Annotated in this window: 21 protein-coding genes and 4 pseudogenes; 18 read left to right on the forward strand and 7 right to left on the reverse strand. The window is 70.3% G+C overall.

The genetic code is table 11. From position 1 onward, the window contains the following. Positions 1-57 precede the first annotated feature (57 nt). The 6 genes and pseudogenes from C6A87_RS10670 (at position 58) to C6A87_RS10695 (ending at position 5,456) form a co-directional block, all read left to right on the forward strand. On the forward strand, positions 58-1,422 hold the full coding sequence (locus tag C6A87_RS10670) for a glutamine synthetase family protein (RefSeq protein WP_311117196.1): 1,365 nt from the start codon (positions 58-60) through the stop codon (positions 1,420-1,422). After that, positions 1,409-2,185, forward strand: coding sequence for a gamma-glutamyl-gamma-aminobutyrate hydrolase family protein (locus C6A87_RS10675; protein ID WP_311117197.1), 777 nt, complete (start codon positions 1,409-1,411; stop codon positions 2,183-2,185). The genes C6A87_RS10670 and C6A87_RS10675 overlap by 14 nt, the downstream gene beginning before the upstream one ends. Further along, a pseudogene (locus C6A87_RS10680) lies at positions 2,182-3,556 on the forward strand (aldehyde dehydrogenase family protein). Before C6A87_RS10675 ends, C6A87_RS10680 begins: the two are co-directional and overlap by 4 nt. Then, positions 3,557-4,330, forward strand: coding sequence for a 3-oxoacyl-ACP reductase (locus tag C6A87_RS10685; RefSeq protein WP_311117198.1), 774 nt, complete (start codon positions 3,557-3,559; stop codon positions 4,328-4,330). It begins immediately after the preceding pseudogene. 5 nt (positions 4,331-4,335) lie between these two features. Next, entirely contained in the window at positions 4,336-5,067 is a 732-nt protein-coding gene (locus C6A87_RS10690; RefSeq protein WP_311117199.1) for a GntR family transcriptional regulator, read from the forward strand. A 68-nt stretch (positions 5,068-5,135) separates the two neighbouring features. Next, complete coding sequence (locus C6A87_RS10695) at positions 5,136-5,456, forward strand: ArsR/SmtB family transcription factor (RefSeq protein ID WP_396837037.1); 321 nt, start codon at positions 5,136-5,138, stop codon at positions 5,454-5,456. Positions 5,457-5,514: 58 nt separating this feature from the next. On the opposite strand, the gene C6A87_RS10700 is transcribed toward C6A87_RS10695, so the two are convergent. Together C6A87_RS10700 and C6A87_RS10705 are read right to left on the reverse strand one after the other, a co-directional pair. Further along, on the reverse strand, positions 5,515-7,023 hold the full coding sequence (locus C6A87_RS10700) for a HAMP domain-containing sensor histidine kinase (RefSeq protein WP_311117200.1): 1,509 nt from the start codon (positions 7,021-7,023) through the stop codon (positions 5,515-5,517). After that, positions 7,020-7,724 carry a response regulator transcription factor gene (locus C6A87_RS10705; protein ID WP_396837086.1) on the reverse strand — a complete coding sequence of 235 codons (705 nt, stop codon included), beginning with the start codon at positions 7,722-7,724 and terminating at the stop codon, positions 7,020-7,022. Before C6A87_RS10705 ends, C6A87_RS10700 begins: the two co-directional genes overlap by 4 nt. 236 nt (positions 7,725-7,960) lie before the next feature. Between C6A87_RS10705 and C6A87_RS10710 the strand changes: the two genes are divergently transcribed. After that, positions 7,961-8,554: a sigma-70 family RNA polymerase sigma factor gene (locus tag C6A87_RS10710; protein WP_311117202.1), complete on the forward strand. Its 594-nt coding sequence runs from the start codon at positions 7,961-7,963 to the stop codon at positions 8,552-8,554. A gap of 20 nt (positions 8,555-8,574) precedes the next feature. On the opposite strand, the gene mtr is transcribed toward C6A87_RS10710, so the two are convergent. Then, positions 8,575-9,996 carry a mycothione reductase gene (gene mtr / locus C6A87_RS10715; protein WP_311117203.1) on the reverse strand — a complete coding sequence of 474 codons (1,422 nt, stop codon included), beginning with the start codon at positions 9,994-9,996 and terminating at the stop codon, positions 8,575-8,577. Then, positions 9,989-11,011 (reverse strand): alpha/beta hydrolase, encoded by a 1,023-nt coding sequence (locus tag C6A87_RS10720; protein WP_311117204.1) that lies wholly within the window; start codon positions 11,009-11,011, stop codon positions 9,989-9,991. The genes mtr and C6A87_RS10720 overlap by 8 nt, the downstream gene beginning before the upstream one ends. Positions 11,012-11,130: 119 nt before the next feature. Between C6A87_RS10720 and mqo the strand changes: the two genes are divergently transcribed. From mqo to C6A87_RS10755, 7 genes and pseudogenes are all read left to right on the forward strand, one after another. After that, positions 11,131-12,690: a malate dehydrogenase (quinone) gene (mqo, locus tag C6A87_RS10725; protein ID WP_311117205.1), complete on the forward strand. Its 1,560-nt coding sequence runs from the start codon at positions 11,131-11,133 to the stop codon at positions 12,688-12,690. Between the two features lie 11 nt (positions 12,691-12,701). After that, entirely contained in the window at positions 12,702-13,148 is a 447-nt protein-coding gene (locus C6A87_RS10730) for a GNAT family N-acetyltransferase (protein ID WP_311117206.1), read from the forward strand. A 74-nt stretch (positions 13,149-13,222) separates the two neighbouring features. Then, positions 13,223-15,112 carry a magnesium chelatase subunit D family protein gene (locus C6A87_RS10735; protein WP_396837087.1) on the forward strand — a complete coding sequence of 630 codons (1,890 nt, stop codon included), beginning with the start codon at positions 13,223-13,225 and terminating at the stop codon, positions 15,110-15,112. A gap of 29 nt (positions 15,113-15,141) precedes the next feature. Next, entirely contained in the window at positions 15,142-15,756 is a 615-nt protein-coding gene (gene cobO / locus C6A87_RS10740) for a cob(I)yrinic acid a,c-diamide adenosyltransferase (RefSeq protein ID WP_311117208.1), read from the forward strand. Positions 15,757-15,853: 97 nt separating this feature from the next. Further along, positions 15,854-17,232: pseudogene (locus C6A87_RS10745) on the forward strand (cobyrinate a,c-diamide synthase). Positions 17,233-17,255: 23 nt separating this feature from the next. Beyond that, positions 17,256-18,489 (forward strand): annotated as a pseudogene (gene cobA / locus C6A87_RS10750) (uroporphyrinogen-III C-methyltransferase). 11 nt (positions 18,490-18,500) lie between these two features. Further along, positions 18,501-20,132: an MFS transporter gene (locus C6A87_RS10755; RefSeq protein WP_311117210.1), complete on the forward strand. Its 1,632-nt coding sequence runs from the start codon at positions 18,501-18,503 to the stop codon at positions 20,130-20,132. A 60-nt stretch (positions 20,133-20,192) separates the two neighbouring features. Here C6A87_RS10755 and C6A87_RS10760 read toward each other — a convergent pair whose 3' ends face one another. Next, positions 20,193-21,038 (reverse strand): LysR family transcriptional regulator, encoded by an 846-nt coding sequence (locus C6A87_RS10760; protein ID WP_311117211.1) that lies wholly within the window; start codon positions 21,036-21,038, stop codon positions 20,193-20,195. 105 nt (positions 21,039-21,143) lie between these two features. Here C6A87_RS10760 and C6A87_RS10765 point away from each other — a divergent pair, with 105 nt between their 5' ends. Both C6A87_RS10765 and C6A87_RS10770 read left to right on the forward strand, forming a co-directional pair. Next, positions 21,144-21,983: an SDR family oxidoreductase gene (locus C6A87_RS10765; protein WP_311117212.1), complete on the forward strand. Its 840-nt coding sequence runs from the start codon at positions 21,144-21,146 to the stop codon at positions 21,981-21,983. A gap of 27 nt (positions 21,984-22,010) precedes the next feature. Then, positions 22,011-23,766, forward strand: a pseudogene (locus C6A87_RS10770) (proline--tRNA ligase). Positions 23,767-23,772: 6 nt separating this feature from the next. Here the strand turns inward: C6A87_RS10770 and C6A87_RS10775 are convergent. Then, positions 23,773-24,243: a ferritin-like domain-containing protein gene (locus tag C6A87_RS10775; protein ID WP_311117213.1), complete on the reverse strand. Its 471-nt coding sequence runs from the start codon at positions 24,241-24,243 to the stop codon at positions 23,773-23,775. Then, the gene (locus tag C6A87_RS10780) at positions 24,240-24,773 is read right to left on the reverse strand and encodes a hypothetical protein (protein WP_311117214.1); all 534 of its coding nucleotides are present in this window, start codon (positions 24,771-24,773) and stop codon (positions 24,240-24,242) included. Before C6A87_RS10780 ends, C6A87_RS10775 begins: the two co-directional genes overlap by 4 nt. Before the next feature lie 137 nt (positions 24,774-24,910). Here C6A87_RS10780 and rimP point away from each other — a divergent pair, with 137 nt between their 5' ends. After that, positions 24,911-25,435: a ribosome maturation factor RimP gene (gene rimP, locus C6A87_RS10785; RefSeq protein WP_311117215.1), complete on the forward strand. Its 525-nt coding sequence runs from the start codon at positions 24,911-24,913 to the stop codon at positions 25,433-25,435. A gap of 2 nt (positions 25,436-25,437) precedes the next feature. Continuing rightward, the gene (gene nusA / locus C6A87_RS10790) at positions 25,438-26,487 is read left to right on the forward strand and encodes a transcription termination factor NusA (protein WP_311117216.1); all 1,050 of its coding nucleotides are present in this window, start codon (positions 25,438-25,440) and stop codon (positions 26,485-26,487) included. Positions 26,488-26,549 lie beyond the last annotated feature (62 nt).

The raw sequence follows: 26,549 nt of genomic DNA on the forward strand, positions 1-26,549 counted from the left end.
ACGTGGAAATCTGATCTGCACATGTAGGAGACAGAACCGTAGGGAAGGGCAGGCTCGATGACCAAACGCGGAATGCTGTCGAAGGCGGATCTGGAATCACTGGTCGCAGGCGGCGACATCGACACCGTCATCGTCGCGTTCTGCGACATGCAGGGCAGGCTCACCGGCAAGCGGATCTCGGCCCGGCTGTTCGTCGAGGAAGTCGCCGAGCACGGCGCGGAGTGCTGCAACTACCTGCTGGCGGTCGACGTCGACATGAACACCGTCGACGGCTATGCGATCTCGAGCTGGGAGACCGGTTACGGCGACATGGTGATGACGCCCGACATGTCCACCCTGCGCCGCGTGCCCTGGCTCCCGGCCACCGCACTGGTGATGGCCGACCTGTCGTGGACCGACGGCAAGCGAGTTACGCAGGCCCCGCGCAGCATCCTGCGCTCCCAGCTGGATCGGCTGGCCGAACGCAAGCTGGAGGCGGTGACCGCCACCGAACTCGAGTTCATGGTGTTCGACACCGGTTTCCGTGAGGCGTGGGCCGCCGGGTACCGGAACCTGCGGCCCGCGACCGACTACAACATCGACTACGCCATGCACGCCTCGACCCGGATGGAACCGCTGCTGCGCGACATCCGGCTGGGGATGGACGGCGCGGGCATGTTCTGCGAAGGGGTCAAGGGCGAATGCAACCTGGGCCAGCAGGAGATCGGATTCCGGTACGACGAGGCGCTGGTCACCTGCGACAACCACACGATCTACAAGAACGGCGCCAAAGAGATCGCCGACCAGCACGGCAAGAGCCTGACGTTCATGGCGAAGTTCGACGAGAGTGAAGGAAACAGCTGCCACATCCACATCTCGTTCCGGGGCAAGGACGGATCGGCGGTGTTCGCCGACGACTCCGACCCGCTGGGCATGTCGCCGATGTTCCGCAGCTTCATCGCCGGCCAGCTGGCCACGCTGCGCGACTTCACGCTGTTCTATGCGCCGAACATCAACTCGTACAAGCGATTCGCCGAAGGAAGCTTCGCGCCGACCGCGGTGGCCTGGGGAACCGACAACCGCACCTGCGCACTGCGGGTCGTCGGCCACGGCCACGGCATGCGGGTGGAGAACCGTGCGCCCGGCGGGGACGTCAACCAGTATCTGGCGGTGGCGGCGCTGATCGCCGGCGGTCTGTACGGCATCGACAACGAACTGGAACTCGAAGACCCCGTCGAGGGCAACGCCTACACCAGCGGCGCCGACCGGCTGCCGACCACGCTGGCCGAGGCCGCCGAGGTGTTGGACAAGTCCACGATCGCGCGCGAGGCGTTCGGCGACGACGTGATCGACCACTACCTGAACTACGCGGCGGTCGAACTGAAGGCCTTCAACGCCACGGTCACGGACTGGGAGAGGAGACGTGGTTTTGAACGCCTCTGACGTGCGTCCCGTGATCGGTCTGACCACCTATCTGCAACAGGCGCGGACCGGGGTGTGGGACGTGCGGGCCAGCTTCCTGCCTGCCATCTACTTCGAGGGTGTCGGGATGGCGGGCGGGATCGCCACGCTGCTGCCGCCCCAACCGGTCGAGGACGCGATCGCCGAACGGGTCCTCGACGGTCTGGACGGCCTGATCATCACCGGCGGGCGCGATGTCGAACCGGCCGCCTACGGAGCGCAGCCGCACCCGGCCACCGACCCACTGGTGCCGGACGGCCGCACCCGCGACGCGTTCGAGTTCGCGCTGGTCCGAGCCGCACTGCGGCGTGGCGTACCGGTGCTGGGCATCTGCCGGGGCGCGCAGGTGCTCAACGTCGCGCTGGGGGGCACGCTGCACCAGCACCTGCCCGACGTCGTCGGCCACACCCGCCACCAGCAGGGCAACGCGGTGTTCAGCACCTCCTCGATCGCCACCGTGCCCGGTACCCGGCTGGCGGCCCTGGTCGGATCCGACACGCAGGCGCAGTGCTATCACCACCAGGCCATCGACCGGGTCGGCGACGGCCTGGTCGTCAGCGCGTCGGACACCGCCGACGGGGTGATCGAGGCCGTGGAGATCGACGCCGCGCGGTACCCGGACCACTGGGTGGTGGCGGTGCAGTGGCACCCCGAGGAACGACTCGACGACCTACGGCTGTTCGCCGGACTGGTCGGCGCCGCGGCCGGCTACGCCGGCCACAAGAGACAGAAAGTGAGCAGATGAGTCAGGCAACGGCAAGCGAGGTCGTCAATCCGGCGACCGAGGAGGTGCTGCGCACCGTCGAACACACCGACGAGGCCGGTGTCGACGACGCGGTGGCCCGGGCCAGGGCGGCCCAGCGCCGGTGGGCCGCACAGGCCCCCGCTGAACGGGCTGCCGCGCTGCGTGCCTTCGCCGCGATCGTCGACGCCCACGTCGAGGAACTCGCGCAGCTGGAGGTCGCCAACTCCGGACACCCGATCGGCAACGCCCGGTGGGAGGCCGGCCGACGTCCGCGACGTGCTGCAGTACTACTCGGCGGCGCCGGAACGGTTGTCGGGCAAGCAGATTCCGGTTGCCGGTGGGCTGGACGTGACGTTCAACGAACCGCTCGGCGTGGTCGGGGTGATCACCCCGTGGAACTTCCCGATGACGATCGCGGCCTGGGGCTTCGCCCCCGCGCTGGCGGCTGGGAACGCGGTGCTGGTCAAACCGGCGGAGTGGACCCCGCTGACCACCATGCGCCTCGGCGAGCTGGCCGTCGAATCCGGTTTGCCCGCAGACCTTTTCCAGGTCCTGCCGGGACGCGGGTCGGTGGTCGGGGAGCGCTTCGTCAGCCACCCCGACGTCCGCAAGATCGTGTTCACCGGATCTACCGAGGTGGGCACCCGGGTGATGGCCGGCGCCGCGAAGCAGGTCAAACGCGTCACCCTGGAACTCGGCGGCAAGAGCGCCAACATCGTCTTCGACGACTGCGACCTGGAGCGCGCCGCGGCCACCGCGCCGTACGGGGTGTTCGACAACTCGGGCCAGGACTGCTGCGCACGCAGCCGGATCTTGGTGCAGCGCACTGTCTTCGACAAGTTCATGGAATTGTTGGAGCCGGCCGTCAAGGGTGTCGTGGTCGGTGACCCGAGCTCTGAGGGCACCGAGATGGGCCCGCTGGTGTCCAAGGCGCACTGGACCTCGGTGTCCTCGTTCGTCCCGGACGACGCCCCGGTGGCCTTCCGCGGCAACGCGCCGTCGGGACCGGGATTCTGGTTCCCGCCGACGGTGCTGATGCCCGAGCGCGGCGACCGCACCGTGACCGAGGAGATCTTCGGCCCGGTGGTCTCCGTGCTCCCTTTCGACGACGAAGCCGACGCGATCGCGCTGGCCAACGACACCGTGTACGGTCTGTCCGGCTCCATCTGGACCGAGAACCTGTCCCGCGCGATGCGGGTGTCGCGAGCGGTGGAAGCCGGCAACCTGTCGGTCAATTCGCATTCGTCGGTGCGCTACAGCACGCCGTTCGGCGGGTTCAAGCAGTCCGGGCTGGGTCGCGAACTCGGCCCGGACGCCCCGCTGTCGTTCACCGAGACCAAGAATGTCTTTTTCGCAGTAGAGGAGAACTAGATGGACCTGAGCCAGCGCCTCAAGGACAAGGTGGCTGTGATCACCGGTGGCGCAAGCGGTATCGGGCTGGCCACCGCCAAGCGGATGCGCGCCGAAGGCGCCATCGTGGTGATCGGGGATCTCGACGAGAAGACCGGCAAGTCGGTCGCCGACGACCTGAACGTCACCTTCGTCCAGGTCGACGTGTCGGACCAGGTCGCGGTGGACAACCTCTTCGACACCGCGTTCGAGGTGCACGGTTCGGTGGACATCGCGTTCAACAACGCGGGCATCAGCCCACCCGAGGACGACCTCATCGAGAGCACCGGGATCGATGCGTGGGACCGGGTGCAGGACATCAACCTCAAGTCGGTCTTCTTCTGCTGCAAGGCCGCACTGCGCCACATGGTGCCCGCGCAGAAGGGGTCCATCGTCAACACCGCGTCGTTCGTCGCGGTGAACGGATCGGCGACGTCGCAGATCTCCTACACCGCATCCAAGGGCGGTGTGCTGGCGATGTCGCGCGAACTCGGAATCCAGTACGCGCGGCAGGGGATCCGCGTCAACGCGCTGTGCCCGGGGCCGGTCAACACCCCACTGCTGCAGGAGCTGTTCGCCAAGGATCCCGAGCGTGCCGCCCGGCGGCTGGTGCACGTGCCGATGGGACGGTTCGCCGAGCCCGAGGAACTGGCCTCCGCGGTGGCGTTCCTGGCCAGCGACGACGCGTCGTTCATCACCGGGTCGACCTTCCTGGTCGACGGCGGCATCACCGGCCACTACGTCACGCCGCTGTAGGCGCGATGGCCGCCCACGGACGCGCACGCGAGGAGCACACGTCGAGCGACGCGCTGCTGCGTCCGGTGCGCCCGTTCAACGCGTTCGAGGACTCCGTCGAGCGGTTGTTGCAGACCATCCGGCTCGGCGTGCTGGGGCCGGGTGACTCGCTGCCCCCTGAGCGGGAGCTCGCCGCGCAGATGGGGGTCAGCCGCGACACCGTGCGGGAGGCGATCAAGTCGCTGGCCGAGGCCGGCTACCTGGTGTCCCGGCGCGGCCGGTACGGGGGCACCTTCGTCGCCGACGCACTGCCGGCCCCGCGCGCCCACGACGTCGAGTTCAGCCGCGCCGACATCGACGACGCGATGCGGTTGCGGGAGATCCTGGAGACCGGCGCGGCGCGGATGGCGGCCACGCGCACCCTGACCGGGACCGACCGCGAGGCGCTGTCGGCCCGGCTGCTCGACGTGCGGGGGTGCGCGCCTGCGGACTACCGGCGGCTGGACTCCCGCTTGCACCTGGCGATCGCCGAGGCGGCCGGGGTGCCCTCGCTGGTGCCGATGATCGCGCAGAACCGGATGCGGCTCAACGAGATGCTGGACCGGATTCCGCTGCTGACCCGCAACATTGCGCACTCCGACGAGCAGCACGAGGCGATCGTGGCGGCCATCCTGGCCGGGGACGCCGACGCCGCGGCCGAGACGGCGGCCGCGCACGTGTGGGGGTCGGCGGCGCTGCTGCACGGCTTCCTGGACTGACCCGGACACGCTGACACGCCGCAACACCGGGCACTCGGCGGGTGTCCGCCGGGGACTACATTGCTCGTGTGGAGGATCAGCAGCTCGTCGAGCGGGCGTCGTCGGCGCTGGCCGACGTGGACACGCCGAGCTGGGCGCAGCGGTTCGACCTGGTGTCGGATCCGCACCGGCTGGAGATCCTGCTGTGTCTGCACCGCGCGCCGGGGATCTGCGTCAGCGACCTCGCCGCCGCGCTGGGCAGGTCGGAGAACGCAGTGTCGCAGGCGCTTCGGGTGCTGCGCCAGCAGGGCTGGGTCAACAGCACCCGCGCGGGACGGTCGGTGGCCTACCGGTTGGAGGACGAGACCGTGCACGATCTGCTGCACTGGATCGGCGCCAGGCACGGCTGAGCTCTGCGGCGGACCCGCCGCGCACCGCCTCGAGCTGCCGTCGGGGTTCGTCGTCGGGTCACGCTGACACCGGCTGCGCGGCGCCGACCGGCGCGGCGGGCAGCCGGATGCGGAATGCCGTGACTCCCGAGCCGGAGGTGGCGACGATCGTGCCGCCGTGCGACTCGACGATCGAGGCCACGATCGCCAGGCCCAGCCCGAAACTCCCGTTCTGCCGCGACCGGGACTTGTCGGCGCGCACGAACCGTTCGAACAGATGCGGCAGCAGTTGCGCGTCGATCCCCGGACCGTCGTCGGCCACCGTCAGCGCGACGTACCCGGCTGCGGCCGACACCGTGGTGGTGACCGTGGTGCCCGCCGGGGTGTGCACCCGCGCATTGGCCAGCAGATTGGCCAGCATCTGGTGCAGCTGGGCCCGGTCGCCGAGCACGTTCACCACATTCTCGGACACGTCGTCGGGCACCGAGATCCGCCAGCGGTGCTCCGGTGCGCACACCGCCGCATCGTTGACGGCGTCGACGACCAGGTCGGCGAGGTCGACGTCGGTGGTCTGGCGGTCCTGACCCTCGTCGAGGCGGGCAAGCAGCAGCAGATCGGCCACCAGCGCGTGCATCCGCTGCGCCTCGGCCTCGATGCGGGCCAGCGAGTACTCGGTGGTCTCCGGCAGCACCGAGCTGTCCTGGCGGGTCAACTCCGCGTAACCGAGGATGGCGGCCAGCGGAGTGCGCAGTTCGTGGCTGGCGTCGGTGATGAACTGGCGCATCCGCCGGTCGGACGCGGCGACGTCGGCCAGCGCCTGCTCGACGTGGTCGAGCAGCCGGTTGAGGGTGTCGCCGACCGATCCGACCTCGGTGCGCGGATCGGTGTCGACGCCCGGGACGCGCGGCGTGATCGCGTAGTTGTCCCGGTCCAGCGGCAGGCCCGCCACCTCCGACGCGGTCGCGGCGACGCGGCGCAGCGGGCGCAGCGCGAACCGGACGATCGCGACCGTGCTCAGCGCGGTGATCAGCAGCGCGATCGCGGTGATCCCGGACACGATCGCGGTCTCCCGCACCATCACGTCCCACGCGGGGGTCCGAGATGCCCCGGTGACCAGGAGTTCGTCGCCGTCGCCGGGCAGCCCGACCATGCGGTACCACCCCAGCCCGGGCAACTCGACGGTGCGCGGGTGCGGGTCCGACCACGACAGCCCGGCGATCTTCTCGACCGCGGCCTGCGGCGCGCGCTGCGCATCCCCGTCCCCGAAGTAGGCCGAGTCCACCACCTGTCCGTTCTGGATCAGGGCAACGACGTTGCCGGGCGCCTGCCCGATCAGCTGCGTCAGCGGTTTCATCGCGCCCGCCGCGGGCATCTGACCCTCCGGCCCCGGTGTGCTGCGGTACTTGGCCACCGAGCTGAGCGTGCCGTCGGCCGCGGCGGCCAACTGGTCGTCGATGATGCCGAGCACCGACGAGCGCATCGTCAGCACCGTCAACGTCCCGACCGAGACCAGCGCGACCATCACGACCACCGATACGCCGACGACGAGTTGGCGCAACAGGGTCCAGCTCTGCCAGATGCGCTTCATCGGGCGGGCCGCAGCATGTAGCCGACGCCGCGGACGGTGTGGATCAGCGGATCGCGGCCCGCGTCGATCTTCTTCCGCAGATACGACACGTAGAGGTCGACGATGCTGGTCCGCCCGCCAAAGTCGTAATCCCACACCTGCCTCAGAATATCGTTGCGGGTCAACGCTTTCCGTTGATGACGCATCAGCAGCCGCAGCAGCTCGAACTCGGTGGAGGTCAGTGCGACCGGCTCCCCGGCCCGGGTCACCTCGCGGCTGGCGACCTCGAGCGTGAGATCGCCCACCGACAGCGACTCGTCATCGGCCGGGGTGAGGTAGGCCGACCGGCGCAGCAGTCCGCGCAGCCGCGCGACGAGCTCCTCCAGCGAGAACGGCTTGGTCATATAGTCGTCGCCACCGGCGGTCAGGCCGGTCACCCGGTCGGCGACGGAGTCGCGCGCGGTCAGGAACAGCGTCGGGGTGTAGTCACCGGACTCGCGCAGCGCCGCCAGCACGCCGAGCCCGTCCATGTCGGGCAGCATGATGTCCAGCACCATCAGGTCGGGGGTGTTGGCGCGATAGGCGGCAACGGCCTCGGCGGCGTCGTGGGCGACGTCGATCTCCCACCCCTCGTACCGCAGCGCCATCTTCACCAGATTGGTCAGCGCGCGCTCGTCGTCGACGAGCAGGACGCGGATCGGCGACCCGTCCGCGCAATACATCCTGGGCAGCTTGCCCAGAATCGCGCGACGGGGGCCCTGGTCCTCGACCGGCGCAGACGTCACCCCCTCATTGTGGCCGCCGGGCGTGCACACGTCACCGCAATCATAGAGATTTCATATGTCCCGGCCCGCCGCGTTCACATGATCTCCAAATGTTTGTGGTTCCTATGCGAATCGGTCAGCTCGACCGGATCGTCCATACAGTGGGATCACCAGTCAGAGAATGCCTTTGGAGGATGACAATGGCTCCCATTTCGGAGGACACCGTCCTGGAACGGTTCGAGCGCGACGTGCTACCGCTGATCGATCAGCTCTACCGGGCCGCGCGCCGGCACACCGGCAGCCCCGCAGACGCCGAGGATCTGGTGCAGGAGACGATGATCAAGGCGTACCGCGGATTCCACCGGTTCGAGGACGGCACCAACGTCCGCGCCTGGTTGCTGCGAATCATGACCAACACGTGGATCAACTCCTACCGCAAGACCCAGTGCAGACCGGAAGAGGTTCTCTCCGAAGGGATCACCGACGCGCAACTGGCCGGGCAGGCGCGCCACAGCGGCACCGGACTGCCGTCGGCCGAGCTCGCCGCGCTCGAAGCGATGGGCGACGCCGAGGTCAGAGACGCCCTCGCCCGGCTCCGCGAAGACCAGCGACTGGTCGTGTACTACGCCGACGTGGAAGGCCTGCGCTACCGCGAGATCGCGTTCATCCTCGACATTCCGCTCGGCACCGTGATGTCGCGTCTGCACCGCGGCAGGCGCACCCTGCGCACACTTCTGTTCGACGTCGCCACCGCCCGCGGCTACCTGCGCGGCAACCAGGCGGCATGAGCGTTGCGCGGCAAGCGGATTCAGTGTCGCTTGGATGGCGGCCACGGAGGTTCCCCGCACAGCGCCAGCAACGCGTTCTCGACCACCTCGGGCAGTGCCGGGTGGATCCAGTACTGACCCCGCGCCATGTCCTGGGCGGGCAGGTCGAACGCCATCGCCTGCACCAGCGGCTGGATGATCGACGACGCCTGATGGCCCATGATGTGCGCGCCGAGCAACAGCCCGGTGTCGTCGTCGACGATCAGCTTCGCGAACCCGGTGGAGTCCTCCATCGCCCAGCCGTAGGCCACGTCGCCGTAGTCCTGCACCTTGGACCGGATGCGGTAACCCGCTGCGCGCGCCTGGTTCTCGGTCAACCCGACCGACGCGATCTGGGGTTCGGTGAACACCGCCGACGGCACGTGGCGGTGGTTGGCCGGCATCAGGGCCTCGGTGTCGTCCCAGTCCTGCAGCAGATTGTGCTTGACCACCCGGGCCTCGTGGTTGGCGACGTGTTTGAGCTGATAGGGCGAGCTGATGTCGCCGAGTGCGAAGACGTTGCGTGCCGTGGTGCGCTGGAATTCGTCGACCACGACCCGACCGTCGGCGACCTCGACGCCGGCCAGGTGCGCGTCGAGCTGGTCACCGTTGGGGATGCGGCCGGTGGCCACCAGCAGCGCGTCGGCGCGCACGGTGGAGTCGTCGTCGAGGACCAGCGTCACGCCTGAGTCGTCCGGGCCCGTCGACTTGCTGGCCACGATGTTGCGCCTGCTGCGGATCTCCCACTTCTTGCCCGCGATGTCGGTGAACCGCTCGCAGACGGTGTCGTCAGAGTGGGTCAGCATGGTCGTCCCGCGCAGCACGATCGTCACCCGCGAACCCAGCGAGGAGAACACGTGCGCGAACTCGGCCGCCACGAACCCGCCGCCGACGATGACCAGGTGCTCGGGCAGCTCCGAGATCCGCATGATCGTGTCGCTGGTGTGGTATCTGACCCCGCAGTCGGCGATCGCCGGCGGCACCGTGGCCCGCGCGCCTGCGGCGATCACCACCTGCTCGGCGGTGAACTCGTCGCCGTCGTCGGTGCGCAGCCGGTACGCGCCGTCGGCTTCGCGGCCGGCGAACCGGGTGTGGCTGGCGAAGACCTCGACGTTCGGCGAGGACCGCCGGTAGTGTTCGCCGCCGCTGGCCAGGGGGTCGATGCGGCCGAACACCCGCGACACGATGTCCGTCCAGCGCACGCCGTCGATATGGCCGTCCACGCCGAACCGGCTCGACTCCCGGATCTGCTCGGCCACCCCGGCGGCGTAGACGAACATCTTGGTGGGGATGCAACCGACGTTGAGGCAGGTGCCGCCGAACAGGCCCTTCTCGCAGATCGCCACCCGCTTGTCGACGTAGCGCTCGTCCAGGATCGAGTTCCCGGAGCCGGTGCCGATGATCGCGATGTCGAAGTCAGCCATGGCTTCCGCTTTCGTTCAGTGGGGTGGGGGATTGCGGAGTCTCGGCCAGATACCAGTCCAGCCAGCGATCCAGTTCGGCGTAGGCCGCCCGGCGCGGCTCGGGCAGCGACAGGAACACGTCGTGCTTGGCGTCGGCGATCGGCACGATCGTCGTCCGGTTCCCGATACAGCCCGCCCAGCGGGCGATCTGGCCGACGTCGAGCACCGCGTCGCCGCGCTGGATCCGTTCCGGATCGGCGACCTCGCGCACGCTGTGGTCCGACCGCAGGATCAGATTGGGCACGCCGACGTCGAGGCCGCGGTGCAACCTGGCCTGGGCCCGCCGGATCGCGTGGATCCAGCCGTAGGTGACAGGGAACCCGCCGACCGGTTTCCACTGCAGGTTGTAGTCGAAGTCGCCGCCGTAGTCCCGGTGCAGCGTCGCGCCGTAGCCACCCTGGCCCGGGCGCCGCACCACCGAGTTCTTGCGCAGCCGGCGCATGGCCGTCAGCGTCGCCGACACGGCCGGCGTGCGCAGCACCGCGGGGCCCTGTAGGTCCAGCCACGGGCTGTTGAGCACCAGCCCCGAGATGTGCCGGTGCAGTTCCGGTCGCCGGGAGCGCAGGCGGTGCAGCCACCACGACACCACCAGCCCACCCGCCGAATGCCCGTACATCAGCACCCGCACCGGACCCGCGGCGGCGACGACGTCGAGGGCGGCGTCGAGCTCCGCGTCGTAGCGCCTCAGGTCGGTGGTGAAGTGCGGGGTCTGGCCCGCCCGGTGCGACCGCCCGCACTTGTGCAGATCGATGGCATAGAAGTCGAACCCGCGGGCGGCGAAGTGGTCGGCGAGCTCGGTGTGGAAGAAGTAGTCGGTGAAACCGTGCACCACCAGCACCGCGTGCCGCGCCGACGGCTCCGCCTGGCCGCGGCGCACCAGCGTCGCGACGAGCTCGCCCTCGCCGTCGGGATCGGGCCCCAGCGCGAAGGTGCGCCGCACGTATCCGGGCAGCACGTCGGGCTCCCATCCAGACACGTTCGCCACCCTAGTGCTCCCGACAGTGGTCGGCGGGTTAGTGCCGGGCCCGGCGGGATAACCTGAACACCGGTAAGCCGTGTTGCAGCGGGCAGCGACCACGAAGGACCATCGAGAAGGTGTCAGAACCACAGAAGACAGACGTCCTGCTGGTCGGAGCGGGCATCATGAGCGCCACCCTGAGCGTGTTGCTGCGCCTGGTGGAACCCAACTGGTCGATGACGTTGGTCGAGCGCCTCGACGGTGCGGCGGCCGAGAGCAGCGATCCGTGGAACAACGCGGGCACCGGCCACTCCGCGCTGTGTGAGCTCAACTACACCCCGGCCCGGCCCGACGGCTCGATCGACATCGCCAAGGCGGTCAACGTCAACGAGCAGTTCCAGGTGTCGCGCCAGTTCTGGACCTACGCCGTCGAGAACGGTGTGCTGCCCGACGTGCGCAGCTTCCTCAACCCGATCCCGCACGTCAGCTTCGTCAGCGGCGCCGACAACGTGCAGTACCTGCGCAAGCGCTACAACGCGCTGGTCACCAACCCGCTGTTCGCGACCATGGAGTTCATCGACAGCCCCGACGAGTTCGCCCGCCGGCTGCCGCTGATGGCCGACGGCCGCGACATGCGCGAGCCGGTCGGCCTGAACTGGACCCAGGACGGCACCGACGTCGACTTCGGCGCGCTGTCGCGCCAGCTCCTCGGGTACAGCGCCCAGCAGGGGATGGAAACCCTGTTCGGCCACCAGGTGACGAATCTCAGCCAGAACTCCGACAGCACGTGGACGGTCAAGGTGGTCAACCGCCGGACCGGCCAGAAGCGCACGTTCAACGCGAAGTTCGTGTTCGTCGGTGCCGGCGGCGGTGCGCTGCCGCTGCTGCAGAAGGCCGGCATCAAGGAAGCCAAGGGCTTCGGTGGTTTCCCGGTCGGCGGTCAGTGGCTGCGCACCGGCAAGCCGGAGCTGACGGCCAGGCACCAGGCCAAGGTCTACGGGCTGCCGCCGCTGGGTGCGCCGCCGATGTCGGTGCCGCACCTGGACACCCGCGTGATCAACGACAAGTCGTGGCTGCTGTTCGGGCCGTTCGCGGGCTGGTCGCCGAAGTTCCTCAAGCAGGGCAAGGTCACCGATCTGCCGTTCTCGGTCAAACCCGACAACCTGGTGTCGATGCTAGGTGTGGGCCTGACCGAGATGGGACTGCTGAAGTACCTGATCGGCCAGCTGCTGCTCAGCGAGCCGGCCCGGGTGGAGAATCTGCGCGACTTCGCCCCCAGCGCAAAGGACTCCGACTGGGAACTCGACATCGCCGGACAGCGCGTGCAGGTGATCCGCAAGGCCAAGGGCAAGGGCGGGGTGCTGGAGTTCGGCACCACGGTGCTTGCCGCGGCCGACGGCAGCATCGCCGGTCTGCTCGGTGCATCGCCGGGAGCCTCGACCGCGGTGCCCGCGATGTTCGACGTGATGAAGCGCTGCTTCGCCGACCGGTACCCATCCTGGGAGACCAGGTTCAAGGAGATCGTGCCGTCGCTGGGTGTCCAATTGTCCGATGAGCCTGCGCTTTTCGAGCAGATCTGGGCGCACGGGACGAAGGTGCTCAAGCTCGACAAGCCCGCGGGCGGTGTGCCGGCCACCAGCGGGGACGTGTCGACCGCGGGCACCGAGCACACGCCGACCGACGCAGCGACCGTTTGAGTAGGGACCGGATGGCGGTCGCGTTGCGGCGCAGCTGGGCCAAGGACCTGGACGCCGCGACGCTCTACGAACTGCTGAAGCTGCGCGTCGAGGTGTTCGTCGTCGAACAGGCCACTCCGTACCCCGAACTCGACGGCCGCGACCTGCTGGCCGAGACGCGTCACTTCTGGCTGGAAAACCCTGAAGGAGAAGTCATTTCGACCTTGCGGTTGATGGAGGAGCATCCCGGCGGGCAGAAGGCGTTCCGGATCGGGCGGGTCTGCACCAAACGCAGCGACCGCGGCCACGGGCACACCGCCCGCTTGCTGCAGGCCGCGCTGGCCGAGGTGGGCGACTACCCGTGCCACATCGATGCGCAGACCTACCTGGAGGAGATGTACGGCAGGCACGGGTTCGTCCGTGCCGGCGACGAGTTCCTCGACGACGGCATCCCGCACGTGCCGATGGTGAAGCCGTGACCTCGCCGGTGGAGTCGCCGCCGATCTATCCGTTCAGCGCCGTCATCGGACACGACCGGCTGCGGCTCGCGCTGATGCTGTGTGCGGTGCGGCCCGACATCGGCGGCGTGCTGATCCGCGGCGAGAAGGGCACCGCGAAGTCGACGGCCGTGCGCGGGCTGGCGCAGGTACTGTCGGCGGCGCACAAGACGTCTGGCGAGCCCGGCGGGCATCTGGTGGAACTGCCGATCGGCGCCACCGAGGACCGCGTGGTCGGCTCGCTCGATCTGCAGAAGGTGCTGCGCGACGGCGAACACGCGTTCTCGCCGGGTCTGCTGGCCCGCGCCCATCGCGGCGTGCTCTACGTCGACGAGGTCAACCTGCTGCACGATCACCTGGTCGACGTGCTGCTCGACGCGGCCGCGATGGGCCGGGTGCACATCGAGCGCGACGGTGTGTCGCACAGCCACGACGCGCGCTTCGTGCTCGTCGGCACGATGAACCCCGAAGAAGGCGAGCTGCGGCCGCAGTTGCTCGACCGGTTCGGCCTCACCGTCGACGTGGTGGCCTCCCGCGACGTCGACGTCCGCGCCGAGGTGATCCGCGCGCGGCTGGCCTACGAGGCAGATCCTGCGGCGTTCGCCGAACGGTACGCCGCCGAGGACGCCGAGTTGGCCGACCGGATCGCGGCCGCGCGGGCGTTGGTCGCCGATGTCGTGTTGCCCGACAAGGAATTACGGCGCATCGCCGCGCTGTGTGCGGCGTTCGACGTCGACGGGATGCGCGCCGACCTGGTGGTCGCGCGCACCGCTGTCGCGCACGCGGCGTGGCGAGGGTGCGCCCCCGGGGCGAGCGCAGCGACGGGTGATGTCACCGGGGCGACGGGTGGTATCACCGTCGGGGAAGAGGACATCCGGATCGCCGCCGAACTCGCGCTGCCGCACCGCCGCCGTCGCGATCCGTTCGACGATCCCGGCCTGGATCAGGATCGCCTCGACGAGGCGATGGAACAGGCCGCCACCGAGTCCGCCGCCGAGTCCGCCGAGGGGGAGCCCGAGCCGGACCCGGATCCGGATCCGGATGGCGGCGGTGGCGGTGCGCCCGAGAGCGGGCCGCAGTCCCCGTCCGACGGGCAGGCGCAGCAACGGAATTCGCCGCCGCCGACCGGGCAGAGTGCGGCTCCGTCGGATGCGTTCAAGACCAGGGCGCTGGTCGTCCCCGGTGTCGGGGAGGGCGCGCCCGGCCGCCGGTCGCGGGCCCGCAACCGCACCGGCACGGTCGTGTCGGCGACCGCGGAGCGCGAGTCCGGGCACGGCATGCACGTGTTCGCCACGCTGCTCGCGGCCGCGGGCCGCAAGACCGGCCCCGGCGCGGTGCGGCCCGGTCCCGACGACGTCCGGCGCGCGGTCCGGGAGGGTCGCGAGGGCAACCTGGTGATCTTCGTGGTCGACGCGTCCGGATCGATGGCGGCCCGGGACCGGATGTCGGCGGTGGGTGGGGCGACGCTGTCGCTGCTGCGCGACGCCTACCAGCGCCGGGACAAGGTCGCGGTCATCACCTTCCGCGGGCAGGACGCCCGCGTGCTGCTGCCGCCGACCTCGTCGGTCTACATCGCCAGCCGCAGGCTCGCACAGTTCGACACCGGCGGGAAAACACCGCTGGCGCAAGGTCTTCTGGCCGCACGCGACATGGTGGTCCGGGAACGGGCCCGGGACCGCGCGCGCCGCAGCCTGGTCGTGGTGCTCACCGACGGGCGGGCCACCGGCGGGCCGGACCCGCTCGGCCGGATGCGCACCGCGGCGGCCCGGCTGGTCGCCGAGGGGGCGGCCGCGGTCGTCGTCGACTGCGAGACGTCCTACATCCGGCTTGACCTGGCTCAGGACCTGGCCCGGCAGCTCGGCGCACCGGCCGTGCGCCTGGCCGAACTGCGGGCCGACAATCTGACGTCCCTGGTCAAGGCGCAGGCCGGCCGGGACGCCGCATAGAAAGACGCTGCATAGAAAGAGGTGGCGAGATGCCGCAAGGGCAACCGCTGACTGTTCCCGACGACGGACTGACCACCAGGGCGCGGCGCAACGCCCCGCTGCTCGCGGTGCACACCGGCCCCGGCAAGGGAAAGTCGACCGCCGCGTTCGGGATGGCGCTGCGCGCGTGGAACCAGGGTTTCGACATCGCGGTCTTCCAATTCGTCAAGAGCGCGAAGTGGAAGGTGGGTGAGGAGACCGCGCTGTGTGAGCTCGGCCGCGCGCACGACGAGCGCGGGGTCGGCGGTCCGGTGGAGTGGCACAAGATGGGCGCGGGCTGGTCGTGGACCCGCAAAGCCGGTTCCGAGGTCGACCACGCCGCCGCCGCAGCCGACGGCTGGGCCGAGATCGCGCGCAGGCTCGCCGAGGAGCGCCACGACTTCTATGTGCTCGACGAATTCACCTACCCGCTCAAGTGGGGGTGGGTGGACGTCGACGAGGTGGTGTCGACGCTGGCCGCCCGCCCCGGCACTCAGCACGTGGTGATCACCGGCCGCGACGCCCCACAGGCGCTGCTCGACGCCGCCGACCTGGTCACCGAGATGACCAAGGTCAAGCATCCGATGGACGCGGGCCGCAAGGGCCAGAAAGGCATCGAGTGGTGACGCTTGCCCGCGAGCGTGCGCACAGTTCGGGATCTTGCCGGAGTGTCGCCCGCAGACACGCACGCTCGCGCAGGTGGTGGGGGCGGGGGAGCGGCGGGTGAGTACCCCGGCGGTGGTGATCGCCGCGCCGGCGTCCGGCAGCGGCAAGACGACCGTCGCCACCGGGCTGATCGGCGCGCTGCGCCGGGCGGGGCGCCGGGTGGCCCCGTTCAAGGTCGGCCCCGACTTCATCGACCCGGGCTACCACGCGCTGGCGGCGGGCCGGCCGGGACGCAACCTGGACCCGGTGCTCGTCGGGGAGCCCCTGATCGGGCCGCTGTACCGGCACGGCAGCGACGACGCCGACATCGCGGTGGTCGAAGGCGTGATGGGGCTGTTCGACGGGCGCATCGCCGCCGGGCCCGGAGTCGGGCCCGCCCAGGGCTCGACCGCGCACGTCGCGGCGCTGCTCGGGGCGCCGGTGGTGCTGGTGGTCGACGCCCGCGGGCAGAGCCACAGCGTCGCGGCACTGCTGCACGGCTTCGCGACCTTCGACCGCTCCGTGCGGCTGGCCGGGGTGATCCTGAACCGGGTCGGGTCGCCCCGCCACGAAGAAGTGCTGCGCCAGGCGTGCGAGCAAGCCGGCGTGCAGGTGCTGGGGGCGATCCCGCGTGCCGCCGAGCTCGCCGTGCCGTCGCGCCACCTGGGTCTGGTCACCGCCGTCGAACACGGCAGGCGGGCGACCGACGCGGTGGCCGCGATGGCCGACCTGGTGGCCCGGCACGTCGACCTCGACGCGGTGGCCGCCGTGGCCGCGAGCCGGGTCGCCGACCCGCCGTGGGCTCCAGCCGGTTGCGGGCCCGCCACACGCCCGCCGGTCCGGTGACCGTCGCGATGGCGGCGGGCCGGGCGTTCTCCTTCGGCTACGCCGAGCACCGCGAGATCCTGGCCGCGTGCGGTGCCGAGGTCGCCGACTTCGACCCGCTGTCGGACCCGCTGCCCCCCGACACGGCGGCGGTGGTGCTGCCCGGCGGCTTCCCCGAGGAGTTCGGGCCGCAGCTGTCGGCCAACGACACCGTCCGCGCGCAGATCCGGGCGCTGGCCGCGCGCGGCGCGCCCGTGCACGCCGAGTGCGCGGGACTGACCTACCTGGTCGACGACCTCGACGGAGCCCCGATGTGTGGCGTGCTCGCCGGGTCGGCGACCTTCACCGACTCGCTCACCCTGGGCTACCGCGACGCGGTGGCGGTGTCGGACTCCGCCCTGCACACCGTCGGGGACCGGGTGGCGGGACACGAATTCCACCGCACCGCAGTGCGTTTCGCCGACACTGTGCAGCCGGCCTGGCGCTTCACCGGCCGCGGCGGGCAGGTGGTCGAGGACGGCGCGGTGGCCGGCGGCGTCCATGCCGGGTACCTGCACACCCACCCTGCCGCGCACCCGCAGGCGGTCGCCCGCTTCGTCGCGGCCGCAGCAACCTCTAAGCTCGCCGGGTGAGTTCGGCGGACAACAGGAGCAGTGTGAGTTCTTCCGAGAACGCCTATCTGGTGGGCCTGCGTCTGGCCGGCAAGAAGGTGGTCGTGGTGGGTGGCGGCACCGTCGCTCAACGACGGCTGCCGCTGCTGGTCGCCAGCGGCGCCGACGTGCACGTGGTCACCAAGGCCGCCACCCCGGCGGTCGAGGCCATCGACGAGATCACCCTGACGCTGCGCGAGTTCCGCGACAGCGACCTGGACGGCGCCTGGTACGTCATCGCCGCCACCGACGACCCCGCGGTGAACGCCGAGATCGTGGCCGGGGCCGAACGCAGGCGCGTGTTCTGTGTGCGTGCCGACATCGCCGTCGAGGGCACCGCGGTCACGCCGGCGACCTTCGAATACGAAGGGCTGTCGGTGGGCGTGCTGGCCGGCGGGGAGCACCGCCGCTCGGCGGGCATCCGCACCGCGATCCGCGAGGCGCTGCAGCAGGGCCTCATCGGCGTGGACAGTGCGGACGCCCCCGGGGTGACCAAGGGGACCGTCGCACTCGTCGGCGGCGGGCCGGGGGATCCCGAACTGGTGACCGTGCGAGGGCGCCGGCTGCTCGCGCACGCCGACGTCGTGGTCGCCGACCGGCTGGCACCGCAGGACCTGCTGTCGGAACTGTCGCCCGACGTCGAGGTGATCGACGCGGCCAAGATCCCGTACGGCCGGGCGATGGCGCAGGACGCGATCAACGAGGTCCTGGTCGCGCGGGCCCGGGAGGGCAAGTTCGTCGTCCGGCTCAAGGGCGGCGACCCGTTCGTGTTCGCGCGCGGTTACGAAGAGGTCATCGCGTGCGCCGAGGCCGGTGTCCCGGTGACCGTGGTACCCGGTGTGACCAGCGCCATAGCCGTTCCGGCCCTGGCCGGGATTCCCGTCACCCACCGGGGCCTGACCCATGAGTTCGTGGTGGTCAGCGGGCATGTTGCGCCCGACCACCCCGAATCGTTAGTCAATTGGGATGCATTGGCCGCGATGACCGGCACGATCGTTTTGCTGATGGCCGTAGAGCGCATCGAGCAATTCGTCCGAGTGCTGTTGGCGGGAGGTAGACCTGCGGATACCCCGGTTCTGGTGGTCCAGCACGGGACCACCGCGGCGCAACGGACTTTGCGAGCGACTCTGGCTGACGCCCCGGAACGGATCCGGTCCGACGGCATCAGGCCCCCTGCGATCATCGTGATCGGGGCCGTCGCCGGCTTCGGGGCTTAGAGGACTCTTAAGATTACTGTAGGGTAGCCGCTTATGACGGCTCTCAACGATTCGGAGCGTGCCGCCATCCAACGTGAGGCAGACGGCAGGGACAAACGAGGCTCGAAGCGGGCCTCGAAACAAGCCCTGCCCGATCGCGTGTCCGGCTCGGGAGAGACGGCGGGTGGCCGCGGCGGAGACGGAGCACGAACAAGCAGAACCCCGGCATGGCTGCCGTCGCGGAGATTCTTCGCCGCAGTCATCGCGATCGGTGGCATGCAGTTATTGGCGACGATGGACAGCACGATCGCGATCGTCGCCCTCCCGAAGATCCAGGACGAGCTCGACCTGTCCGACGCGGGTCGCAGCTGGGTCATCACCGCCTACGTACTGACGTTCGGCGGCTTGATGCTCCTCGGTGGCCGCCTCGGCGACACCATCGGCCGCAAGCGGACCTTCATCGGCGGCGTGGCACTGTTCACGATCGCCTCCATCCTGTGCGGTATCGCCTGGGACGAGGCGACCCTGGTGACCGCGAGGCTCCTGCAGGGCGTGGGCGCGGCGATCGCGTCACCGACCGCGCTGGCGTTGATCGCGACGACCTTCCCGAAAGGCCCGGCCCGCAACGCCGCGACAGCGGTGTTCGCGGCCATGACCGGCGTCGGCTCGGTGATGGGCCTCGTCGTCGGCGGCGCACTGACCGAGGTCTCCTGGCGCCTGGCGTTCCTGGTGAACGTCCCCATCGGCCTGATCATGATCTACCTGGCGCGCAAGACGCTGCGCGAGACCAACCGCGAGCGGTTGAAGCTCGACGCCGCCGGCGCGCTGCTCGCCACGATGGGCTGTACGGCCGCGGTGTTCGGCTTCTCGATGGGTCCCGAGGCGGGCTGGATGGCGCCGATCACCATCGGGTCCGGCATTACCGCGGTGGCCTGCCTGATCGCGTTCCTCTGGGTCGAGCGCACCGCCGAGAACCCGGTCGTGCCGTTCGAGCTCTTCCTCGACCGCAACCGGGTGGCCACCTTCGCCGCGGTCTTCCTGGCCGGCGGCGTCATGTTCACGCTGACCGTGACCATCGGGCTCTACGTCCAGGACATCATGGGCTACAGCGCCCTGCGGGCAGGCGTCGGCTTCATCCCGTTCGTCATCGCCCTGGGTATCGGCCTCGGCGTGTCCTCGGCGCTGGTCTCGAAGTATCCACCGCGGGTGCTGGTGATCGGCGGTGGCGTCCTCGTGCTCGCCGCGATGATCTACGGCTCGACACTCGACGCCACCATCCCGTACTTCCCGAACCTGGTACTGCCCATCACGATCGGCGGCCTCGGCATCGGCATGATCGTGGTGCCGCTGATGATCTCGGCGATCGCCGGCGTGGGCTTCGACCAGATCGGTCCCGTCTCGGCGATCGCGCTGATGATGCAGAACCTCGGCGGTCCCGTGGTGCTGGCCATCATCCAGGCCGTCATCACCTCGCGCACGCTCTACCTCGGCGGCACCACCGGTCCCGTCAAGGACATGAACCCCGCGCAGATGCACGCACTGGACCAGGGGTACTCCTACGGCCTGCTGTGGGTCGCCGCCGTCGCGGTCATCGTCGGCGCCGTGGCTCTGTTCATCGGGTACACCGCCCAACAGGTCGCCCATGCGCAAGAGGTCAAGGACGCGATCGACGCCGGAGAGCTCTAGTCCGACGGCCGTAGCCCGTCGGCGACCGCACGCAGCGCGGTCACGACGGCCCGCACCTCCTCACTCGGCGCGGTGGGCGTCAGTGCCACCGACGCGCGACCCGGCCAGGCCGGGTCGTCGACGCCGACCGTGGTGACGCCCGCGGGCACCGACAGCGCCGCCAGTTCCGGCATCACGCAGATGCCCAATCCCGCGGCCACCAGCCCGAGCCGGGCCAGGCCACCCGACCACGCGATAGCGGATGTTCGGCTCCGCCAGCGTCGGCCATGCGGTGAACTGCGGGTGGCCGGCAGATCCCGCCCCGGCGATCCACTGCTCACCGGCGAGTTCGTGCACCGCGACCCGGCCGAGCCCCGCCAAGCGGTGGTCGCTCGGCACCGCGACGCACATGTCACCGGCATAGATCCGGTGCTGGATCAGGCCGTCGAGGTCGTAGTCGGGGAGTCCGGGGCCCGTCGCGATCACCGCGACATCGAGGCGACCGGCCCGCAGATCGCGCACCAGAGTCCGCGAGGGTCCCTCGGTCAGCGCGATCGCCAGTGCCGGGTAGTCGATCGCCAGGCGGGCCGCGGTGCGGGGCACGAGTACCGACATGGCCGCCGGGAAGGCGCCCACCGCCACCCGTCCGGCCAGCCGTTCACCGAGGCTGTCCACGTCGTGGCGCAGCGCAGCCGTCGCGCCGAGGATGCGGGCCGCGTGCTCGACCACCACGGCACCGGCCGGCGTGACGCTCACCCCGCGTACAGCGCGGGCGAACAACCGGTAGCCGACGGCCGCCTCCATCGCCGCAACCTGCCGCGAGACCGCAGGCTGCGAGTACCCCAGCGACCGCGCCGCGGCGGTGAACGAGCCCAGCAGCGCGACCTCGCGACACACCCGAAGGCCTTCCAGCGACAGCTCAGCCATTCGCTGATCGTATGGCTACACGCCGTGATCGTCATGGCGCGTATGGACTGACGTGGGTCCCGATCCCGGTTGACCGAGGGGTAGGACAACCCCGAAAGGACCCTCGTGACCAAGACCTGGTTCGTCACCGGCACCTCCCGCGGCATGGGCCGCGAACTCGTCGAGCAGCTGCTGGCCCGCGGCGATCGTGTCGCCGCGACATTGCGCCGTCCCGCACAGCTCGACGATCTCGCCGCGCAGCACGGCGACCGGTTGTGGCGCCGCGCGCTCGACGTCACCGACGCCGACGACGTCCGCGCCGCGATGGACGAGGCGTTCGCCGCCCACGACCGCATCGACGTCGTGGTGTCGAACGCGGGGTACGGGATCTTCGGCGCGGCCGAGGATCTCACCGACACGCAGATCGACGAGGTCATCGCCACCAACCTCACCGGATCCATCCAGCTGGCCCGCGCGGCGCTGCCGCACCTGAGGGCCCAGGGCGGCGGACTGCTCATGCAGATGTCGAGCATGGGCGGGTACATGACGTTCCCGGCCTTCTCGCTCTACCACGCCACCAAGTGGGGCATCGAGGGCTTCTACGACGCGATGGCCGCCGAGGTGGAGCCGTTCGGCATTCGCACCACGCTCGTCGCCCCCGGCATCGTGCGCACGGGCTTCTTCGACGCCGCGACCCGCGTCCCGTTCAGCGCGCCCTACCGCGGCGGGCCCGCCGACGGCACGCCCACCACCGCCGACGAGATGGCCGTCGACCCCGTCCGGGTGGTCGCCGCCATGATCCGGGCCGCCGACGCCGACGTCCCGCCGCGGCGGCTGGTGCTCGGCACCGACGCGTACACGCTGATCACCGACGCGCTCACCGGGCGGCTGGCCGAGGTCGCCGGCCAGCGTGACAACGCGGCCACCGCCGACTTCGCGGCGCCGCCACAGGCGCGCGAGTGCTGACCACGCCGGTCAGTAAGGTTGTCAGCTGTGATCACCCGCATGTCCGAGCTTTTCCTGCGCACTTTGCGCGACGATCCGGCCGACGCCGAGGTCCCGAGCCACAAGTTGCTCCTCCGGGCCGGCTACGTCCGGCCCATCGGGCCCGGGCTGTACACCTGGCTGCCGCTGGGGCTCAAGGTGCTGCGCAAGATCGAGAAGATCGTCCGCGACGAGATGAACGCCATCGGGGGACAGGAGATCCTGTTCCCGGCGCTGCTGCCCCGCGGCCCGTACGAGGCCACCAACCGGTGGACCGAGTACGGCGACACGCTGTTCCGGCTCCAGGACCGTCGCGGCAACGACTACCTGCTCGGCCCCACCCACGAAGAGGTGTTCACCCTCACGGTCAAGGGCGAGTACTCGTCGTACAAGGATTTCCCGTTGCGGCTCTACCAGATCCAGAACAAGTACCGCGACGAGGCCAGGCCCCGCGCCGGGATCCTGCGGGGCCGCGAGTTCCTGATGAAGGACTCGTATTCGTTCGACATCGACGACGCAGGCCTGAAGAACGCCTACATCGCCCACCGCGAGGCGTACCAGCGGATCTTCGACCGGCTCAAGGTCAGCTACGTGGTGGTCTCGGCGGTGTCCGGAGCGATGGGCGGCAGCGCCTCCGAGGAGTTCCTCGCCGAGAGCGAGGTCGGCGAGGACACCTACGTGCGCTGCCTGCAGTCCGGCTACGCCGCCAACGTCGAGGCCGTGGTCACCCTCGCGCCCGACCCGCTGCCTGCCGACGAGATCGCGAAGCTGCCCGGCGCGACCGTCCACGACACCCCCGAGACCCCGACGATCGCGACGCTGGTCGACTGGGCCAACACCGCCGGTCTGGGCCGCACCGTCACCGCTGCCGACACGTTGAAGAACGTGCTGCTCAAGGTCCGCGAACCGGGCGGTGAATGGGAGCTGCTGGCGATCGGCGTGCCGGGTGACCGGGAGGTCGACGACAAACGGCTCGGGGCGGCCCTGGAGCCCGCCGAGTACGCGATGCTCGACGACGCCGACTTCGCCAGGCACCCGTTCCTGGTGAAGGGGTACATCGGCCCGAAAGCGCTGCTGGCCAACGGTGTCCGCTACCTCGTCGACCCCCGGGTGGTGGACGGCACGGCGTGGATCACCGGCGCCGACCAGCCCGGCAGGCACTACGTCGACCTGGTCGCCGGCCGCGACTTCACCCCGGACGGCACGATCGAGGCCGCCGAGGTCCGCGAAGGAGACCCGTCCCCGGACGCGCGGCCCGCTGGTCGCCGCCCGCGGCATCGAGATCGGTCACGTGTTCCAGCTGGGCCGCAAGTACGCCGACGCGTTCAACGCCGACGTGCTCGGCGAGGACGGCCGGCCGGTGCGCCTGACCATGGGCAGCTACGGCATGGGGGTGTCCCGGCTGGTCGCGGTGATCGCCGAGCAGCACCACGACGAGTTCGGGCTGCGCTGGCCGTCGAGCGTGTCACCGTTCGACGTGCACGTGGTGATCGCGAACAAGGACGCCGACGCACGCACCGGCGCCACCGAGCTCGCCGCCGAACTCGACCGCCTCGGTGTGGACGTGCTGCTCGACGACCGGACGGCCTCGCCCGGCGTGAAGTTCAAGGACGCCGAACTGCTCGGCGTGCCGTGGACCGTCGTGGTCGGCCGCGGCTGGGCCGACGGAGTGGTCGAGCTGCGCGACCGGTTCACCGGGGACAAGCGCGAGATCCCGGCCGCCGAGGCGGCCGCACAGATCACCGCCGCGCTGACCGGGGGATGACCGGGTCTACTCGGCTCCGCCGGGGAACGCCACGGTGACCGACGGGTCGCCGCGCAGTACACGCCACCGCGCTGCGGTGAGCGCGCACTCGGTCAGCGCGGTCACACCCAGCGCCCGCACCGACGGGTCGACGGACTGCTCGACGACCGCACGCCACGCGACCGCTGCATCCTCTTCCATCGTGATCGCGAGGTTGACCGCGTCGGTCGGGGTGTCCACCTCAGACGGCATCCGGTAGCCGGCCGCGGGCAGCGGGCTGTCGACGCCACGTTCGGTCAGCAGCGCGATCGCCGCCTCCCGGCGGGCCCGGTGCTCGGCCATCGCGTCGGACACCAGATAGTTCACGTCGGGCGTGGAGTGCGCCGACACCAGCCCGTACCCGTAGATCGTGGCGTGCTCGGTGGCGACGGCGTCGAACAGCGCGCCGTCGGTCGGATCCTCGGGCCGCGACTGCGCCATCGGCGCCGGCGAGGTCATCGCCCACCCCCGGCACCGGCCAGCGCCACGGTGTAGGCGCAGGCGCAGGACGCGGCGATCGACGCGAGCAGCCCGGCGCGGTACCCGGTCAGCGCACCCGCGGCTTGGGTGGCGCTGTCGGCGGAGGCCCGCAGAGCGCCGATCACGTCGTCGACGGTAGGTGCAGGCACCGACGCCGCCGAGGACGGCGTCGTGGAGGTCGCACCGGCGCTCGGCGCGGCCTGCCCGGTCAGTCGCACGATCTCGTCGGACAGCGCCTCGGCGTGCGCGGACCGCTGCGCGGCGACGTCGGCCAGTACATCGGCGAGCCGTCCGCGGGACGTCGAGGCCAGTTCGGCGGCCAGCTTGCTGTCGGCGCGGGCGCGGTCCAGCGCGGTGGTGAGGTCGTCGAGATCGGGCGGCGGAGGTGCGGCGCCGCACGCGGCGGCACCGGCACCGAGGGCGGCGAGTGCGACCGCGCCGACAAGCACACGTCGACGGCTGACGGTCGGCGGGGGGCTCGGCACGCCCACATCCTGCCACCCGCGCATCGCCGCGATGCGCCGCCGCCCCGGCGGGGGGCTTTCGGTCGTTCGGCGCCCCCGCGCTGGCGTATCGTGGGATGTCGGATTCGCCGGAGCCCTTCCGGCGGATCCGTGTCCGGACAACTCAAGACGAGGAGCTCGCCGTGGCGGAGCGGTCTGCGGGATTACCGTCGCAACGACAGGTGGTCGAACTGCTCGACGGCGAATTCGCGCGCGCCGGATACGACATCGAGGACGTCGTGATCGACACTGCCGCACGGCCCCCGCGCATCACCGTCGTGGCCGACGGGGACCACGGTCTGGACCTCGACACGGTCGCCGAACTGTCCCGCGCCGCGTCGGAGCGGCTCGACGAACTCGACACCGTGCCGTACGTGCTCGAGGTGACCTCGCCGGGCGTGGACCGCCCGCTGACCACCGAGAAGCACTACCGCAGGGCGCACGGCCGGCTCGCCGCGATCACCCTCGACGACGGGGCGAAGCTCACCGCCCGCATCGGCCCGGTCGCCGACGGCGCCGTCAGCGTGGTCGTGCGGGAGGGGCGCAACACCCTGACGGTCCGTGACATCGCGATCGATAAGATCGCCGAAGCTGTTGTCCAGGTGGAGTTTTCGCCGCCGAACCCCCGTGAACTGGAACTGGCCGGCGTCGCCGGAGAGGAAGCCTGAGCATGAACATCGACATGGCGGCCCTGCATGCCATCGAAGCCGACAAGGGAATCACCGTCGACGTGGTGGTCGACACCATCAAGAGCGCGCTGTTGACGGCCTACCGGCACACCGACGGCCACGAGCCCGACGCCCGGATCGACATCGACCGCAAGACCGGCGTGGTCAAGGTGATGGCGCGGCAGACCGACGAAGACGGCAACGTGCTGCACGAATGGGACGACACCCCTGAGGGTTTCGGCCGGATCGCGGCGACCACCGCACGCCAGGTGATCTTGCAGCGGCTGCGCGACGCCGAGAACGAGAAGAACTACGGCGAGTTCGCCGCGCGTGAAGGCGACATCGTCGCCGGGGTGATCCAGCGCGACGCCCGGGCCAACGCCCGCGGGCTGGTGGTGGTCCGGATCGGCAGCGAGACCAAGGGCTCCGAAGGCGTGATCCCGGCCGCCGAACAGGTGCCGGGGGAGAGTTACGAGCACGGCGACCGGCTTCGGTGCTACGTCGTCGGCGTGACGCGTGGGGCCAGAGAGCCACTGATCACGCTGTCGCGGACGCACCCGAACCTGGTGCGCAAACTGTTCTCGCTGGAAGTGCCCGAGATCGCCGACGGTTCGGTGGAGATCGTCGCGGTGGCCCGCGAGGCCGGGCACCGATCCAAGATCGCCGTCGCGTCCAGGGCCCCCGGGCTCAACGCCAAGGGTGCCTGCATCGGGCCCATGGGGCAACGCGTGCGCAACGTGATGAGCGAACTGTCCGGCGAGAAGATCGACATCATCGACTACGACGAGGATCCGGCACGCTTCGTCGCCAACGCACTCTCGCCCGCGAAGGTGATGTCGGTGACGGTGATCGACGAGGCCGCGCGCGCGGCGCGGGTCATCGTGCCGGACTTCCAGCTGTCGCTGGCGATCGGCAAGGAAGGGCAGAACGCGCGGCTGGCGGCCCGGCTGACCGGCTGGCGCATCGACATCCGTAGCGACGACGCGGCCGCCGACGAGCAGAGCGGGCCGCCCGCGCACGCGCCGCGCCGGGACGGCGCGGGCGAGCACTGAGTCGACAAGCACTGAATCGACATTCGCTCGAATTGCACACCGGCTTTCTTTCCAGAGGCGTG

The organism is Mycobacterium sp. ITM-2016-00317 (assembly GCF_002968295.1).
Classification (GTDB): domain Bacteria; phylum Actinomycetota; class Actinomycetes; order Mycobacteriales; family Mycobacteriaceae; genus Mycobacterium.